Annotated in this window: 14 protein-coding genes; 8 read left to right on the top strand and 6 right to left on the bottom strand. The window is 61.3% G+C overall.

The genetic code is table 11. From position 1 onward, the window contains the following. Positions 1-133: 133 nt before the first annotated feature. Both mtr and HMPREF2565_RS03190 read right to left on the bottom strand, forming a co-directional pair. Positions 134-1,519 (bottom strand): mycothione reductase, encoded by a 1,386-nt coding sequence (gene mtr / locus HMPREF2565_RS03185; RefSeq protein ID WP_071406864.1) that lies wholly within the window; start codon positions 1,517-1,519, stop codon positions 134-136. Between the two features lie 56 nt (positions 1,520-1,575). Further along, positions 1,576-2,589, bottom strand: coding sequence for an alpha/beta hydrolase (locus HMPREF2565_RS03190; RefSeq protein WP_070515800.1), 1,014 nt, complete (start codon positions 2,587-2,589; stop codon positions 1,576-1,578). A 300-nt stretch (positions 2,590-2,889) separates the two neighbouring features. Here HMPREF2565_RS03190 and mqo point away from each other — a divergent pair, with 300 nt between their 5' ends. Continuing rightward, a complete protein-coding gene (mqo, locus tag HMPREF2565_RS03195) occupies positions 2,890-4,392 on the top strand; it encodes a malate dehydrogenase (quinone) (RefSeq protein ID WP_070682006.1) in 1,503 nt (500 codons plus the stop codon). A 276-nt stretch (positions 4,393-4,668) separates the two neighbouring features. Here the strand turns inward: mqo and HMPREF2565_RS03200 are convergent, their stop codons facing one another. Then, the gene (locus HMPREF2565_RS03200; RefSeq protein WP_070512658.1) at positions 4,669-6,057 is read right to left on the bottom strand and encodes a protein adenylyltransferase SelO family protein; all 1,389 of its coding nucleotides are present in this window, start codon (positions 6,055-6,057) and stop codon (positions 4,669-4,671) included. Further along, the gene (locus tag HMPREF2565_RS03205) at positions 6,050-6,865 is read right to left on the bottom strand and encodes a PhzF family phenazine biosynthesis protein (protein WP_070512662.1); all 816 of its coding nucleotides are present in this window, start codon (positions 6,863-6,865) and stop codon (positions 6,050-6,052) included. Before HMPREF2565_RS03205 ends, HMPREF2565_RS03200 begins: the two co-directional genes overlap by 8 nt. A 51-nt stretch (positions 6,866-6,916) precedes the next feature. On the opposite strand from HMPREF2565_RS03205, the gene HMPREF2565_RS03210 reads away from it, so the two are divergent. Continuing rightward, complete coding sequence (locus HMPREF2565_RS03210) at positions 6,917-8,230, top strand: DUF4921 family protein (protein ID WP_180963892.1); 1,314 nt, start codon at positions 6,917-6,919, stop codon at positions 8,228-8,230. Positions 8,231-8,309: 79 nt separating this feature from the next. Here the strand turns inward: HMPREF2565_RS03210 and yaaA are convergent, their stop codons facing one another. Continuing rightward, positions 8,310-9,032 (bottom strand): peroxide stress protein YaaA, encoded by a 723-nt coding sequence (gene yaaA, locus HMPREF2565_RS03215; RefSeq protein ID WP_070547204.1) that lies wholly within the window; start codon positions 9,030-9,032, stop codon positions 8,310-8,312. A gap of 32 nt (positions 9,033-9,064) precedes the next feature. Here yaaA and HMPREF2565_RS03220 point away from each other — a divergent pair, with 32 nt between their 5' ends. After that, positions 9,065-10,834, top strand: coding sequence for a proline--tRNA ligase (locus HMPREF2565_RS03220; RefSeq protein ID WP_070547205.1), 1,770 nt, complete (start codon positions 9,065-9,067; stop codon positions 10,832-10,834). A gap of 27 nt (positions 10,835-10,861) precedes the next feature. Continuing rightward, positions 10,862-11,290, top strand: a complete 429-nt coding sequence (locus HMPREF2565_RS03225; protein WP_070515637.1) for a DoxX family protein — start codon at positions 10,862-10,864, stop codon at positions 11,288-11,290. On the opposite strand, the gene HMPREF2565_RS03230 is transcribed toward HMPREF2565_RS03225, so the two are convergent. Beyond that, positions 11,287-12,141 carry a hypothetical protein gene (locus HMPREF2565_RS03230; protein WP_070515635.1) on the bottom strand — a complete coding sequence of 285 codons (855 nt, stop codon included), beginning with the start codon at positions 12,139-12,141 and terminating at the stop codon, positions 11,287-11,289. The genes HMPREF2565_RS03225 and HMPREF2565_RS03230 overlap by 4 nt on opposite strands. A 37-nt stretch (positions 12,142-12,178) precedes the next feature. Here HMPREF2565_RS03230 and rimP point away from each other — a divergent pair, with 37 nt between their 5' ends. The 4 genes from rimP to infB all read left to right on the top strand — a co-directional run bounded on the left by rimP (position 12,179) and on the right by infB (position 17,048). Then, positions 12,179-12,745 carry a ribosome maturation factor RimP gene (gene rimP, locus HMPREF2565_RS03235; protein WP_070515633.1) on the top strand — a complete coding sequence of 189 codons (567 nt, stop codon included), beginning with the start codon at positions 12,179-12,181 and terminating at the stop codon, positions 12,743-12,745. 3 nt (positions 12,746-12,748) lie between these two features. Further along, on the top strand, positions 12,749-13,765 hold the full coding sequence (gene nusA / locus HMPREF2565_RS03240) for a transcription termination factor NusA (RefSeq protein WP_046648077.1): 1,017 nt from the start codon (positions 12,749-12,751) through the stop codon (positions 13,763-13,765). 120 nt (positions 13,766-13,885) lie between these two features. Beyond that, positions 13,886-14,221, top strand: coding sequence for a YlxR family protein (locus tag HMPREF2565_RS03245; RefSeq protein ID WP_046648078.1), 336 nt, complete (start codon positions 13,886-13,888; stop codon positions 14,219-14,221). Between the two features lie 109 nt (positions 14,222-14,330). Continuing rightward, a complete protein-coding gene (gene infB / locus HMPREF2565_RS03250; RefSeq protein ID WP_070512680.1) occupies positions 14,331-17,048 on the top strand; it encodes a translation initiation factor IF-2 in 2,718 nt (905 codons plus the stop codon). Positions 17,049-17,154: the final 106 nt, after the last annotated feature.

Below are 17,154 nucleotides of genomic sequence, written 5' to 3' on the forward strand. Positions count from 1 at the left end.
AAATTGGGTTAAACCCTGAAAGCTGGCTGAGTGATGTTGCAGGTGTTAAGGCGTCCTTGTAATGCCAATAGGTAAATAAGGGGAAATTAGTTCAATGGTAGTGTGAAATAAATCACTGAACTATCTGTAACGATCACTCTAGCCACTCTAGTCCCAAAACAGCATTTTCGACGACCTCCGGCAACGCCGGGTGGATCCAATACTGTGAACGGGCGAACGTGCGCATGTCGAGGCCGCAGCTCATTGCGGTGATTAACTGTTGTATGAGCGTGGAGGCTTGCGGGCCCATGAGGTGAGCGCCGAGGAGCTGACCGGTCGAGCGGTCGGCGATGAGCTTGCAGACGCCCGTTGAATCCTCCATGGCCCAGCCATAGGCGACATCGCCGAAGTTCTGTACCTTTACTGTCACGTCGTAGCCCTGCTCGCGGGCCTGGGCTTCGGTGAGACCCACGGTCGCAATTTGTGGGTGAGTGAAGACGGCGGCGGGAACGTGCTTGTGGGGCATGGGCTGAAGATCCTCTGGGTGCAACAGGTTGTGCTGCACTGCTCGCTGCTCCGCGTTGGCGACGTGCTTGAGCATGTAGGGCGAGGAGACGTCGCCCAGCGCCCACACGCCCTCACAAGTGGTGCGGCCGTACTCGTCGACCTTGATGCGCCCGTCTTCGTGTATCTCGATCCCACTGGCGGAGAGATCCATCTGGTCGCCGTTAGGCTGGCGGCCGGTGGCGACAAGGATTGCCTCTGCTTCTAGGACGTCACCGTTATCCAAGGTGAGGCGCACACCGTTTGCGGTTTCTTCCACCTCCGTCGCGCTACCAATGCGGACATCGAGACGCTCTCGCAGGATGTCGTTGAAGCGTGAGCGCAGGTCTTCATCGAGGAAGCGGAGAAATGTCTCCGAGCGGTTGACCACGGTCACCTTGGTGCCCAGGCCGTCAAAGACATGGGCGAACTCCATGGCGATGTAGCCGCCGCCGACAACGATGAGGCTGCGGGGCTGCTTATCCAAACGCATGATGTCTTCGTTGGTATGGATCGGGGCAGTTGCGCTGGCATAGGGTTCAGGTAGTACCGGGCGCGAACCGGTAGCGATGACGATGTTGTCGCCAGTGATAATGTCATCGCCCACCTGCAGGGTCTTTGGCCCGATGAACCGCGCGTGTTGGTCAAAGACCGTAATATTTGGGGTCTCCTCGCCGCGGCGGTACTCTTCGCCGCCTTGGGCGATCAGATCAATGCGGTTGTCGAAGACGCGCTTGACAATGCCCTCCCAGTCCACAGCGCCCACGTGGGCGCTGACGCCAAGGCGCGTGGCTTCACGCGCAGCAAGCGCAACGTCGGCCGCATAGACGTACATTTTTGTAGGGATGCAGCCCACGTTGAGGCAGGTACCTCCGAAGGTTCCCTTTTCAACGATGGCGATAGATTTATCGTCAAACTCGGGGGAGGGGATGGAGTTTCCCGACCCGGTGCCAATGATGACGAGATCAAAGTGCTGTGCAGAAGTCATGGCGACCATTCTAAAGGTTCTACAGCCGCGGCTTCTGGAGGTCGAAGAGCGCGCAGCGCGCACACTTATTGAGCACGCTGTTCTGCGTTTATCGGTGCAACGACGCGAAGCCACTCGGCCGCGGAATTCAGCGCGTCCTCCAACGGTTCGGGCCGAGAGAGGAAAAGGTCGTGGCGGCCATCTTTGACGACGTGGAGGGTGTAGCGCGAGCTCAGCTCCTTAGCCCAGCGCTGGCTTTGCCGGACATCGACGACGACATCGGCCGTGTTGGAGGACTCGTTATAGGGCTGATCAAGTTGCGAGCGCGCCGAGGTCATCGTCAGCAGTGGAACTCCAATGGTGATACGCCCGGAATGGATGGCGTCGAAGCCGTGGAAAACAGCAGCGACCCAGCCCAAGTATTTCGCGTGCCCGCCCAGCGGTTTCAAGCGGCGATCAAAATCCCACTCGCCCTGTTCGTGGGAATGGATGGATTCTCCGTAGGTGGTGAGATCCCCGGCGGGTAGTTCGACGCGTGGAGCGATAGCAGCGCCGGCATAAACTATGCGCTTGACCACCTCATAAGCGCCGTCCGACATTCCCATCATGGCCAGCCACGGGCTGTTGAAAACGACACCGGCGATACGGCTGAAACGCGCGGGGTCGTGGCGGCGAAGACGATCAAGCCACAGAGCGATGATGGTGCCGGCGGTGGAGTGTCCCATGATGACGACACGTGGGTTGGGGAGGGCGTCGAGGGCCGCGTTGAGGTCGGCATCGTAATACTGCACATCACTGATGTAGTGCCAGGTTTGTCCCTCCTGGCGGGAGCGACCACATTTGCGCAAATCGACTGCATAGAAGGCGTAGCCGAGCTCATAGAAGTAGCGGGCAACGTGCTCGTGGAAGAAGTAGTCTGTCATGCCGTGGACCCACACTAGGGCGGGGCGATCGTCGTGGGCGTTGGCGGCGGGGCAGTAGCGCACGAGAGTCGCGCAGACATCGCCTTCACCATCGGGATCGGTGCCGAGTTCGAGCGTGGCAGCCTGAAAGTCTGGGCCGAGAAGATCTTCTGACCATTCGAGTTTGTCAAATGTCATGGAGCTCATGATAGGTCGTGCGGTCAGATCCGTCCGGATGGGCGGGGAGCTGAGCTGATATGCCCTGCACCTCAAAAGGGGGGGTGGTTTGGGATTCGGGCATTTATGTTTCGAGGAATGCCTATTTCGCAGGAAGGGGCGTAAGGTGGAATTAATGCTTGACGGATCTTCCTGAGTGGAGGTCTGTATGCCGGCTTGGCCTTAGCATCGTCGAGCGCTTTCTCACCGCGCCCTGCGCACCCACATGCGCAGGGCATTTGACCACATCGAATACATCGACTCTAAGAGGTAATAAGTACAGTGTCCTCCGATAAGAAGACAGCACAAGTAGTAGACGAGGTTGAGGTCGCACTCATTGGTGCAGGTATCATGAGCGCCACCCTCGGCGCCATGCTGCGTGAACTCGAGCCCAGCTGGACTCAGATGGTGTTCGAGCGCTTGGACGGTCCTGCTCTTGAGTCCTCCTCCCCGTGGAATAACGCCGGTACGGGCCACTCTGCACTGTGCGAGTTGAACTACACCCCGGAGAAGAACGGCCGCATTGACGTTTCCAAGGCCCTGAACATCAACGAGAAGTTCCAGGTTTCTCGCCAGTTCTGGTCCCACCAGCTCAATAACGGCATCCTCACTGACCCGAAGGCCTTCATTAACCCGGTTCCACACGTGTCCTTCGCGCAGGGTTCCATTCAGGTGGATTACCTGAAGCGCCGTTTCGACGCGCTGAAGGACAATCACATGTTCCCGAACATGCAGTTCAGTGATGATGACGCCACCTTCCAGGAGAAGCTGCCCCTGATGTCTGAGGGCCGCGATTTCGGCTCCCAGAAGGTGGCCATCTCGTGGACCGATGCCGGTACTGACGTTAACTTTGGCGCCCTGGCTAAGCAGTTCTTCACCGCAGCTAAGGCTGCAGGCACCGAGATCCGCTACGGCCACGAGGTCGTCGATATTAAGCGTGACGGTTCCAAGTGGCGTGTGGTAGCAAAGAACCTGCACACCGGTGATTACGAAGCTGTCCACGCCAAGTTTGTCTTCGTCGGCGCCGGCGGTTACGCGCTCGATCTGCTGCGCAAGGCAGGTGTCCGTGAGGTCTCTGGTTTCGCGGGCTTCCCGGTCTCTGGCCTGTGGCTGCGCTCCAAGAACCCGGAGCTGGTCAAGCAGCACCACGCCAAGGTCTATGGCAAGGCTGCCGTCGGTGCTCCGCCGATGTCCGTGCCGCACCTGGACACCCGTGTCATCGACGGTGAAGAAGGCCTGCTGTTTGGCCCCTACGGTGGCTGGTCCCCGAAGTTCCTGAAGAAGGGCTCCTACCTGGACCTGTTCAAGTCCATCCGTCCCGACAACATCACCTCTTACCTGGGCGTGGCAGCACAGGAGTTTGGTCTGACCAAGTACCTGGTGACCGAGGTCCTCAAGGACTTCGACAAGCGCGTCGAAACCCTCAAGGAATACGTCCCGAGCGCCGATCCGGCCGATTGGGAGACCGTCATCGCTGGCCAGCGCGTCCAGGTCATTAAGCCGGCGGGTGCACCGCAATTCGGCTCCTTGGAGTTCGGTACCACCCTCATCAACAACCCCGAGGGCAATATCGCCGGCCTGCTCGGCGCTTCCCCGGGTGCCTCCATCACCCCGGCAATCATGATTGAGCTGCTGGAGCGCTGCTTCGGCGAGCACATGATTCAGTGGGGCGATAAGATCCAAGAAATGATTCCGTCCTACGGCACCAAGCTCTCCAAGGACAAGAAGCTCTACGAGGAGATGTGGGAGTACACGCAGAAGACCCTGCAGCTTGAGTCCAAGTAGTCCCGCTTTTCGCTTCGCAGGTAACTCTCAGTAACTGGCAGGAAGCGTCCAGTGCATCGGAACGCTTCGCCAAGGAGGATGCTCCATACTTATGTTGTGCGTTTGAGAGAGCGCATGCGAGAGATAGAGAGAACCCCAGCCGCGCGGGGCGGTCGGCCTGAGAAACCGACCGGGAGCGCGGCAGTGAAAGATAGAGACACACCACCGCCCCGAGACTCCGTTTCCTTTCCTACGGAGAACTCGGGGCGGTGGTGTGTGTCCTTCTATTTTGCGCTCTTAGGTGCCGCAGTAGGTGAGATACCCCTCCGTGCCACCGGGCTGTTCATAGTCCGGTGCGGGGTCGAAGGGGTGGGTCGTGGCCTGGAGAAGGCGGGAGAACTCATCAAGATCGCCCAGCGCGGCTTCGACCAGACGCGGGCGGGGAATCACACGCGGCACGCTTCGCTCGAGTCGCGCAACGTCGGGGCCACTCGCGCAGTAGGCGTCAACGAACTGCGTGCCCGCGAACGCCTCATAAGCGGCTGCCGGTGTACCTGCCGCGGCGCTGACGAGAGCTCGGTGGGCCTGAGTGAGGTCTGGGCTCGCCTCAGTGAGTGCGGTGCTGTAGTCCCGAAAAAGCTCTTCAGGCATCTGCAAGCGCTGCAGTGCTTCGGCTCGCCGTGCTTTCTCGAAGCGTTCCGCAAAGGAATTGATGGCTTCCTGGGCCCAAGCGAGGGCGGAGTCAGGGGAGTCGTCGAGAAGCGGCAGCAGGGATTCAGCGAGCCGCGCGAGGTTCCATCCCACCATGTCGGGCTGGCGGCCAAAGCGGTAGCGGCCCTGCGTATCGATGGAACTAAACCAGGTATCGGGATCATAGTTTTCCAGGAATGCGCAGGGGCCGTAGTCGATGGTCTCGCCCGATAGCGTGGTGTTATCCGTATTCATCACGCCGTGGATAAAGCCCAGCTGCATCCATCCGGCGACCGTAGCGGCTTGCGCATCCATGGCACGGATGAACAATTCCTGATAGTCGGCACCGGGGTAGTGGCGTTCAATGGTGTAGTCAGCGAGCTGTTCGAGCAATCCGGGCCGCTGAGACTGCGCGGCGAAGTGAAAGGAGCCGACGCGAATGTGGCTTGCGGCCACGCGCACCAGCACGCCCGCCTCCTCCACCACTTGGCGTTGAATGGGGCGGCCGGTGGCAAGGACCGCGAGGGGCCGAGTAGTGGGTACCCCCAGGGCATGCATCGACTCGGAGAAGAGATACTCGCGCAGCATCGAGCGCAGTGTGCCACGACCATCAGAGCCGAAGCGCGAGTACGGTGTGGGTCCCGTCCCCTTGGCGTGCAGATCCCACAGACCTGCCGGGTTATGGGGAGCGGTGGGGCCTGTGACCTCTCCCAGTAGGAGAGCGCGGCCATCACCCATGGATGGGTTGTACTGCCCGAACTGAAAGCCGGCGTAGGCCATGGCGTGGGGAGCGATGGGGCCGCGGCCGAGGAGAAACTCCACGCCTTCGTCGCTGCGCAGCCAGTCTGGGTCGAGCCCGAGCGCAGAAGCCAGCTGTTCATTGAGCACCACGATCCGCGCCGCGGGCTGTTCCTCCCCTCGGGCCTCGGAGACGAAGTGGGGCAGGCGGTGGGCGAACTCAGTGTGCAGCTCGAAGGGAAGGGAAGGTTTAGGCATCGCAGGACTCCAGAGTGCCGCGAACGCGCACGTGGACGTTGCCGCCCACCCAGATGTTCCCGCCGTCGTCATCGATGAAGACTCGACCAGCGCGTCCTACCTGGCGACCTTGGGCCGCGGTGTAGCGAGCAGGAACTGCATTCTTGGCGCGGAGGAATTGGGCAGCCCCGCCGTTGAAGGACCCGGTGACGGGATCCTCGAAGTGCCCGGTAATGGCTCGTACTTCATACGCGGGGGCATCACCACCGGTGAGGCCGACCACGCCGACCTTCACGCCAGGCGTGGGTGTGGGGTTGAGTTCGCGTACTGCCTCGGCGGAATCCAGCTGGATGAGGCGCCATCCGGGGCCGTTGTCTACCCAGCCGGAGTCAACGATGCGGTCGACGTCAACTCCGAGAACTGCAGCTGCATCGGCTCGTTCGGCATCGCTGAGAGCCCCCTCGCGCACCAAGGGTGGGGTAGCGAAGGCGAAGCGTCCGTCCTCCTGGCGCACGGTGACCAGGCCTACACCGCATTCCTGAATTAAGGTGCCGCTTTTTTCAAGCAGCTCTGCTGCCACCCGGGCGGTGCCCAGCGTGGGGTGGCCGGCGAAAGGAAACTCTTCGTAGGGGGTAAAGATCCTCACCCGGTAGTCCGCGCGTGGATCCGTAGGCGAGCACAGGAACGTCGTCTCAGAGAAATTGGTCCAGTGCGCGATGCGCTGCATCTCTTCGGTGCTCAAGTCATCGGCATCCGCGACCACGGCGAGGGGATTTCCGCTGAACGGACCAGTGGCGAAGACATCTACTTCAAAGAATCGGTGCTGCATGGACCCCAAGCCTAGTCGCACCGGTGGGTGCGGAGGTCTACGCTGGGCTGCATGAGCGAAGCACTCTTTAGCCGCGTCGAGCCCATCCAAACCATGGCTGATGGGACCGTCAAGCAGGTCAACCCCTTCTCCGGAACGGAGGTGTGGACGGTGCCTGGCCGCGGCAACCGCCCGCTCGCGCATCCAGCACAGGACCCACAACCGCTGGCGGCCGATGCTTTCACGCACACCTGCGCCTTTTGCTCAGGCCGCATGCTGGATACCCCACCGGAAAAGTCCCGTATTCTGGCTTCGGGGGAGATTCAGCGCGGCCTCCTTCCTCACGAGCTGGATGAGTCCGTACCAGCCTTTCGCCGCGTGCCCAACCTTTTTGAGATCGTGTCCTATGACTATTGGCACGAGAACTATGGCTTCACCATGGACCCCGACGTGGCCCGCCACAAGGAGCGCTACGAGTCCGACGAAGCTGGGCGCCTGCATGTGCTCAATGTGGTGCGCACCAAGCTCAAGGCGGCGGGGAAGGATGCCGCGCTGGACGACGAATCCCTGCTCGCCCTCGCCGATGGCTTCTTCGGAGGTGGCCACGACGTCATCATTTCTTCGCGCCACTTTGTGGAGGGTGCGGTCGATGATAGTCAGCTCGCGTCCTCCGGCACGCTGAGCCCCGATGAGCACTTCCTGCTGACAACATTCACTGCGGAATCGACGCGCGAGCTCTACCAGCGCAACCGCTATGCCTCTTATGTCGCCGTGTTCCAGAACTGGCTAGCACCGGCGGGCGCGTCCTTCGATCACCTGCACAAGCAGCTCGTCGCTATTGACGCCTTAGGTATGGCTGCCCACCAGGAAAACGCGATTCTGCGGGCGCACCCGAATATGTACAACGATTGGGCGGTTGGCTACGCGGCAAAGCGCAACCTCGTTATCGCCGAAAACGACTATGCGGTTCTCTTCGCCGGCTTTGGCCACCGCTATCCCACACTGGAGATCTTCTCCAAGTCGCCGCGCTGTGAGCCCTGGGAGCAGACCCCCGGTGAGGTTCGCGGGATGTCGGACCTTATCCACGCAGCGCATGCCGCTGTGGGTCCGGATGTGGCCTGCAATGAAGAGTGGCACCACCGCCCGCCCAGCGTGGATCTGCCGCAGCCGTGGCGTGTGATGATCAAGCTCAGGGTATCGACCCTGGCCGGTTTTGAGGGCGGCACGAAGGTGTACATCAACACCATCGATCCCTGGGGATTGCGCGATCGCATCGTGGATGCCATGTTCCGCCTGCGCGAGCGCGGCAAGATTGCCTCCGGTATCGCGATTGCCACTGAGTGCGAGCTCAAGCGCAACAGCTTGCGCTATAACCCATTGGTTTGAATGGCCCCGCTTCTCCGGAGGCAGATAAATTGATAAATAGATAAATCGGCGAGCGTTGATAAATTGATAAATAGATAAATCAGACCACGAGCACGAGCTCGGTGCCGCGCAATTCGGTGCTCATACCTGCCTCCTGCGCAACACTGGCCGCATCCTTGAGGGAGGAGACGCCTTCACCGTGGAGGGCAAGCACGCGGGCGAGCTCACCCTTGTAGTGCTTGTTGAAGTGAGAGACCACCTTGCGGGAGCCATCCTCTTGCACCGTCTCCACGCGCACGGTGGCGGCATCCTTGAGCTTGCCCAGTTGCTGGTAGGTGCCCGAGCGCATGTCGATGAGGAACTCGCCTGCGGCGACAAGCGCGCGCAGCTCATCCGTGATGGCCGTACCCCATCGCGACTTCAGCGTCCGCCCGCCCAGTTTCGTACTACCGGAGAGTCGGTAGTGCGGGATGAGATCATCGGCGCGCACTAGACCAAATAACGCATCGCCCACGGCGAGGTAGCTCCGCGCTTCCGGGGGAAGGGTGGGGGCGTCGAGGGCGTCGTACAGCACGCCGGTGAAACGCTCCAGCGCGGGCATGGTCGGGGAGGATGCCAACTCGCGGTTAGACTCGGCTTCCCCACGCAGCTTCTCAGAGAGTTTGAGCACTTCCAGCGCTTCATCGACGTCGAGGGAGGACAATTCTGCAGCGATTTCTTGGCGGATCGGATTCAACGCGGGAAAAGAAAGCTCGTCCCAATTCAGGGCCGCGCCGTTGCCGCCGTGTGCTTTGGTCTCAGAAGGAGGGAGGATGATCAGCATGGCTACATGCTAGCGATGTAAACTGAGCAACCATGATTACACGTCTTTCTGAGCTTTTCCTCCGCACTCTTCGTGAGGATCCGGCTGATGCCGAAGTCCCCAGCCACAAGCTTCTCGTCCGCGCAGGTTATGTGCGCCGCGTCGCGCCGGGTGTATACACCTGGCTGCCACTGGGGCTGCGCGCCATGCGCAAGATCGAAGACGTAATCCGTCAGGAGATGAACGCTATCGGCGGCCAAGAGATGCTGTTCCCGGCGTTGCTGCCGCGCGAACCCTACGAGCAGTCGAACCGCTGGACGGAGTACGGCGATAACCTCTTCCGTCTCAAGGATCGTAAGGGCGCTGACATGCTCCTAGGCCCGACCCATGAGGAGATGTTCACCACCGCAGTGAAGGATATGTACTCCTCGTACAAGGATTTCCCGGTCACGCTGTATCAGATCCAGACGAAGTACCGCGATGAGGAACGTCCGCGCGCGGGCGTGCTGCGCGGCCGCGAGTTCACCATGAAGGACTCCTATTCCTTCGACATGACGGATGAGGGGCTCGATGAGTCCTATGCCCGCCACCGCAAGGCTTACCAGAACATCTTCAATCGCCTGGAGATTGATTACGCGATTTGTAAGGCCACCTCTGGTGCGATGGGAGGCTCGGCCTCCGAGGAGTTCCTCGCCGTGTCTGAGGTAGGCGAAGATACCTTCGTGCGGGCCACCGAGGGCGATTACGCCGCCAACGTGGAGGCCGTGGTCACTCAGGCTCCAGAGGAAATCCCCTTCGACGGCCTGCCGGAGGCACAGGAGCATGAGACTCCGAAATCCGAGACCATCGAAACGCTGGTGGAGTGGGCTAAGAGCGCCGGCATTACTGTCGCCGACCGCGAGGTCACCGCAGCGGACACCCTCAAGTGCATGATGATCAAGGTGGCAGCCCCCGCAGCTACGGAGGAAGAGAAGGAATGGGAGCTCGCGGCCGTCCTCATTCCGGGCGATCGCGAGCTGGATGAAAAACGCCTGGAGGCTTCGCTTGAACCGGCCGAGTTCGAGCTCGCCAGCGATGAGGATTTCAAGAAGAGCGACTTCCTGGTCAAGGGCTACGTTGGGCCGCGTGCCCTTAATGCCCACGACGTGAAGGTTTATGCCGACCCGCGCGTTGTTTCCGGGTCGTCGTGGATTACCGGTGCCGATGCCCCGCAGCGTCACGTCGTCGGTTTGGTGGCTGGCCGTGACTTCACTGTGGATGAGTTCATCGAGGCCGCCGAGGTCAAGGAAGGGGACCCGGCACCGAACGGCCAGGGCACTCTGACGCTGGAGCGCGGTATCGAGTTAGGGCACATCTTCCAGTTGGGCCGCAAGTACACCGAGGCTTTCGACGTCCAGATTCTGGATGAGAACGGCAAGCGCGCCGTGCCGACCATGGGTTCCTATGGCATTGGTGTTACGCGCATGCTCGCGGTGCTGGCGGAGCAGCGCCACGATGAGAAGGGCCTCAACTGGCCGGTGGCTGTGGCCCCGTACCAGGTGCACGTGGCCGTAGCGAACAAGGATGCCGCTGCCCTCGAGGCAGGCCAGAAGCTGGTGGAGGATCTGGACCGTGCGGGCGTGGAGGTGCTTTTCGACGATCGCCCCAAGGTCTCCCCAGGCGTGAAGTTCAAGGATGCAGAGCTTCTGGGAATGCCGTTCATCGCCATCCTGGGCCGTGCCTTTGCTGACGGCATCATCGAGCTGCGCATCCGCGGCGGCGAGACCCGTGAGGTCCCCGCAGACTCCATCGTGGACACCTTAACGGAGCTCATCCGCGGCTAGGTGCGTTAAGCGCGTAGGCTCGCGGGTATGAGTTCCCACAACCCCGCACTGACATATTCAATGGCTGCAGCACTCTCTGCCATGGGAGTGCTGCATTTTGCTAAGCCGAAGCCCTTCGAGTCCATCATCCCGCCACAGCTTCCAGGGTCGGCTCGCTTTTACAACTTCACCTCTGGCGCCTGGGAAGTGGTGACCGGTGCACTCCTGGCGAACCCATCGACGCGGCCTGCAGGCGGCCTTTCAGCCCTAGCTTTGCTCGCTGCCGTGTGGCCGGCGAACTTCTACCAAGCCTACAGGGACTTAGAAAGCGGTAAGGCATCAACCGGCAAGAAGATCTACCATGCGGTGCGTCTGCCGTTGCAGATTCCGGTCATGCGCTATGCCTGGTCGCTGTACGCCGAAAAAACGCCAAACGTCGGTAGCTTAGGAAAATCGAGCTCGCGAGGGAGGAATTAAGCTGCACTGATGCGGTGAGATTGGGCGGCTACAGAAATAAGCCAGCTTCGCCATTCAGCATTGGGTGCCGCTTGGTCGGGCACCTCCTGTGAGGCGGCGGAGGCCCATGTCACCGTGTCACTATGCGCGACGTCGTCAAGGAACGCGCGCGCTGAGGCGGCGTCTACGGGCAGCTCACCGGAGGTCGAGGTGTAGGCCGCTGCGGGCTGTGGCACTGGTCCGATTTTGGCTACTGCTTCTTGGAGCGCGAGGACGCGGTTCTCGTGCAGAGCGAGGCGCTCATCAACCAGCTCTTCGACGTCAGGTGTGACATAGGAACGAGCAAAGTCCAAGGCATACACCTGCCTGTATTCCCAGTCCAAGAGTTCGGTGGCGAGGTCAGCGTCATCCTCCGTCAGCTCCGGCACAGCGCCCGGTTCATCGGTGGAGCGGGCCTCCATTGCGATGGCTTGGGCGACGAGCAAGGGCCGAGATTCCGGGGAGACCGCGTCAAGTTGCTCTTCAATCGATGAAGAAGCTGCGGCAAGCACGGCAGCCGCATCAGTGGCCTCGTATGCTTCACCCTCACGATTCACTTCGCAGGAGCGCGGAACGTGTCCTTCCTCGTCGCGGCCGCAGAGCCGCTCAATTTCGGAGTAAAGCTCGTCTGCGTGCTGCGCGCGCAGGGACGCGGCATCGGGATCGAGTTCCTGCAGTGCGTGGGCGTCGGCGCTGGCATCGTGAGCCAGAGAGGTCAACGTAGGGTCCGCGTGGGGGCCAAAATAGTCCACGATCGCGTCGGTGGCTTGGCAGCCGCCCAACCATGGGGCGGCGCAGACAAGGAGGGCGGGCACAACTACTCGGCGGTTCACGCGATAGACCCTACCCGTGTGACCTAGTCTAGAGCGCATGGCATTCCCAACACCCGCGCAACTGACCGAAATCCTCCAGCCTGTTGCCGCCGCACGCGGCCTCGACATCGAAGATGTGAAGACTACACGAGCTGGTAAAAAGTCGCAGGTCATCATCCGCATTGATGGTGATGAGCGTCCGAGCTCCGATCTCATCGAGGAACTTTCGCAGGAGATTTCCGAGTTTTTTGATGCACAGGAGGAAGCGGGCACTCTTAACTTTGGGGCAGGCTACACCCTAGAGGTGTCGACCCCCGGCGTGGATTTTCCGCTCAGCGCACCACGCCATTGGCGTCGGAACCAAGGAAGGCTGGTCGGCTATGCGTTGAGCGACGAGCCCGGCACCACCCGTGTCGCCAGAATCGGTGCTCTCTCCGCGGACGAAGAATCAGTGGCGCTCATCACGACCGTGAAGAAGGAGGTGCGCTATCAGGTCGAGCGATTGGAAAATGTGAGCCGTGCAGTGGTAGAAATTGAATTTGCTCAACCTTCAGCACAGGAGCTGGAGGCGGCAATGCAGACGTTCGACTTCGCCGAGCAGAACTCGGCAACCCGAGAGGACTAACAAGTGAATATTGATCTAGAGGCACTCCGCACGATTCAGCGCGAGCGAGGCGTCCCGGTGAAGGACCTGCTCGAAGCAATCGCGGGTGCCCTTTTGTATTCCTACCTGGATCACCGTGCTGAGTCCGCTGAGACGAAGGCGGAGGGGACAAAGTCCCGCGTGGATATCGACGCCGATACCGGCGCCGTTGCCGTCATCGTGACGGAAAGCGATCTGGAGACCGGAGAGGTCGTCAGCGAGTACGACGACACCCCGGATAACTTTGGGCGCATCGGCGCCCAGGCTGTCCGCGATGCCATCCTGCGCAAGCTGCGCGAAAACGAAGCGGAGCGGACCTATGATTCCTATTCAGAATTGATCGGCACGGTGGTGTCGGGCGTCGTCCAGCGCGATATCCACGCCAACAAGCGCGGCGTTATCGTGGTGCAATTGGGTACCGAGCACGATTCGCAGGATGCTTTCCTGTTGCCGGCCGAGCAGCTGCCGGGGGAGAAGCTCGAGCACGGTGACCGCGTTAAGGCTTATGTCGTGGGGGTAAACCGCAACGGGGCGAAGGTGCAGATTACGCTGTCGCGTACCCACCCAGAGCTGGTTCGCGGCCTCTTCGAGCTGGAGGTCCCAGAGGTGGCCGACGGCGCAGTCGAGATCATCGCCATCGCCCGTGAGGCTGGACACCGCTCCAAGATCTCCGTTCGCGGCCACGCCAAGGGCCTCAACGCCAAGGGTGCATGCATCGGCCCGAAGGGTTCCCGCGTCAGCAACGTGATGCGTGAGCTCGGCGGTGAAAAGATTGACATCATCGATTACAACGAAGACCCAGCCGTCTACGTGGGTAATGCTCTCGCACCGTCGAAGGTCGTGCGCGTAGAAATCCTCGACGAGGAAGCACAGGTAGCCAAGGTAACCGTGCCGGATTACCAGCTCTCGCTCGCTATCGGCAAGGAAGGGCAGAACGCTCGCCTCGCAGCTCGCCTGACCGGATGGAAGATTGATATTCACTCCGATGCCGCTCGTGACTAGCTTTCCAACCTGCCTGCGGTGGGATTAAAGGTTTGGCCTATTTTCGCGTAGACTAGACAACGGCCCACATGCAGGAATGCTGTGGCGTAGTAGTAGTGGTGATTCGACGTAAGGAGTGGGATGTCTCAGGGACAGCGACTCCGCACCTGTATCGCCACGCGTCAAAAGCATCCCGACACGGAATTGCTCAGGATTGTCGCCGATAGGGACGATCCCACAGGAAGCCGTGTTGTTCCGGATCCGCGCCGCCGCCTCCCCGGCAGGGGAGCGTGGATTAGGCCAGATCTGGAGGCAGTAGAGCTGGCGGAGCGAACCCGTGCCTTCAGGCGCGCGCTCCGATTGTCCACAGACGTGGACACAGGTCACGTACGTGAGTACCTCGCTGCTCGGCAGCAGGTGCAGTCGGCGGGCAACAGCCCGTGCGACCCAGAGTTAAAAAGGAAGACCGAACACTGATGAGCGCACAACCATGAAGCAGCATCAGCGATGAAAGTCCATAGCCATTAACTAGGGGTCAAGCCGTATTCCGCGGCCTTGGCTCCTAGAAAGATTAAAGAGGAGACAAGTGCCCGGAAAGCTACGTGTACACGAGTTGGCAAAGCAGCTCGGCGTAACCAGCAAGGAACTACTCGCCACGCTGAAGGAACAAGGCGAGTTCGTCAAGACCGCATCCTCGACCATCGAACCGCCGGTGGTCAAGAAGATGCGCGCACATTATGAAGCTAAGGGTGGCAACGACAAGCCGGCGGAGAAAACCGCGCCGGCAGCCTCCCCGGCTTCTGCTGCCAAAAAGGCGGCAGAGAAGAAACCAGCAGAGAAGCAGCCGGCTACCGCCGCTAAGCCTGGTCCGAAGCCGGGGGCAGCGCCGAAGCCGGGTGCCGCTCCCAAGCCGGGCGGCGCCCCGAAGCCGGGAACTGCGCCTAAGCCGGGCGGTGCCCCGAAGCCGGGTGCACAGCGCAAGAATGCGGACAAGCCTGGCGAGCGCGCAGTTACACCGCGCTCCATGCCGAAGCCTGGTGGTACCCGTCGCGTCGCCAATAACCCGTTCTCCACGGGCGGCTCGAGCGATCGCCCCAGCCCCGGACCACGTCCGGGCGGCAGCAAGGGGCAGCGCTCCGCCGGCAAGCCTGGTGATAACCGCGGTGGCAAGGGCGGAGCACGCCCGCAGGGTGATGGCAATCGCAGCGGCGGACGCCGCCCATCGCCGGCCATGATGCCTTCGCATCCGAACCCGGCCAGCATGCCGTCGAAGGCCGCAGGCAGCGGCGGTGGCGGTCGCGGCCGAGGTGGTCGTGGCGGCGGACCGGGCCAGGGTGGCCCAGGCCACGGTGGTTTCCGTGGCGGACGCGGCGGTCGCCGCGGTGGTACCGCTGGTGCATTCGGTCGCCCTGGTGGCGCACCGCGTCGCGGCAAGAAGTCGAAGCGTCAGAAGCGCCACGAGTTTGAAGAGCAGCAGAAGCATGAGGTAGGCGGCGTACGCCTGCCTGACGGCGGCGGCAAGGTGGTTCGCCTGCGCCGTGGTGCCTCCCTGGCTGACTTTGCCGAGAAGATCGGTGCGGACCCCGCGGCATTGGTTCAGGCACTGTTCAACCTCGGCGAGATGGTGACGGCTACGGCCTCCGTCTCCGAGGACACCCTGCAGCTTTTGGGCTCGGAGATTAACTACGAGGTCCAGGTCGTCTCGCCGGAGGACGAGGACCGCGAGCTGCTCGAGTCCTTCGACCTGCAGTTCGGTGAGGACGAGGGCGGCGAAGAAGCCCTTGAGAAGCGTCCGCCAGTCGTCACCGTGATGGGTCACGTTGACCACGGTAAGACCCGCCTTCTGGACACCATTCGTAAGACCAACGAAGGTGCGGGTGAGGCCGGTGGCATTACCCAGGGCATCGGTGCCTACCAGACCACGGTGAATCTCGAGGATGGCCCGCGTACCATCACCTTCCTGGATACACCGGGCCACGAGGCGTTTACCGCCATGCGTGCCCGTGGTGCCAAGTCCACCGACTTGGCCATCCTGGTGGTCGCCGCTGATGACGGCGTGATGCCGCAGACCATTGAGGCGATCAACCACGCCAAGGCAGCGGACATCCCGGTCGTCGTCGCGGTCAACAAGATTGATAAGCCGGAAGCTTCCCCGGATAAGATCCGTGGTCAGCTCACTGAGTACGGTCTGGTGCCGGAGGAATACGGCGGCGACACGATGTTCGTGGACATCTCCGCGAAGAACAACATCAACATCGACGAGTTGCTGGAGGCTGTCATCCTGACGGCGGACGCTGCACTCGAGCTCACCGCTAACCCGGATATGGATGCGCAGGGTTCTGCCATCGAGGCTCACCTCGACCGTGGCCGCGGTCCGGTGGCTACCGTCATCATTCAGCGCGGTACGCTGCGCATTGGTGATTCCATCGTGGTTGGCGATGCGCACGGACGTGTGCGTCGTATGCTCGATGAGTTTGGCAACGACGTGGAAGAGGCCGGCCCGTCCCGCCCGGTCCAGGTGCAGGGTCTCAACGGCGTGCCTGGTGCCGGCGACAACCTCTTGGTTGTCGAAGATGACCGCGTCGCTCGCCAGATTGCCGCACAGCGTGACGCGCGTAAGCGTTCTGCTCTGCAGGCCAAGGCCCGCAAGCGCGTCTCCCTCGAGGATCTGGATGCAGTGCTCAAGGAAACTTCGACGCTCAACCTCATCCTCAAGGGCGACAATGCCGGTTCCGTCGAAGCTCTGGAAGATGCCCTGCTGGACATCGAGGTCGACGACGAGGTTCAGCTCAACATCATCGACCGTGGCGTCGGTGCTGTGACGCAGACCAACGTCAGCCTGGCTGCGGCTTCCGACGCCGTCATCATCGCCTTCAACGTTCGCGCTGAAGGCAAGGCGACGGAGGAAGCGAATGCCGAGGGCGTTGACATCCGCTACTACACCGTGATTTACCGCGCCATTGAAGAGGTTGAGGCAGCTCTCAAGGGCATGCTCAAGCCCATCTACGAGGAGCGGGATACCGGTGCGGCGGAGATCCGCGCGCTGTTCAAGTCCTCCGCCGTCGGCACCATTGCCGGTTGTATGGTCACCGAGGGCAAGGTCAAGCGCAACGGCAAGGTTCGCCTCGTGCGCGACGGAAACGTCATCGTCTCCGATGCCAAGATCGAGTCCCTGCGCCATGAGAAGGATGACGCAAACGAGATCAACGCCGGCTACGAGTGCGGTATGGTCCTGTCCTACCCGGACATCCAGGTAGGCGATATCATCCAGGCCTACGAGGAAGTCGAGGTCCCCCGCGACTAATCACATCTGAGCTCTCCGCTCACTAAGAGCGCTCGGATAAAAAGCCCAGCCAGGAAACATTCCTGGCTGGGCTTTAATCATTTCGGCCGAAAGGTGCAGAATCGGT

It is taken from the genome of Corynebacterium sp. HMSC072A04, from assembly GCF_001809235.1.
GTDB classification, from domain to species: Bacteria; Actinomycetota; Actinomycetes; order Mycobacteriales; family Mycobacteriaceae; genus Corynebacterium; species Corynebacterium hiratae.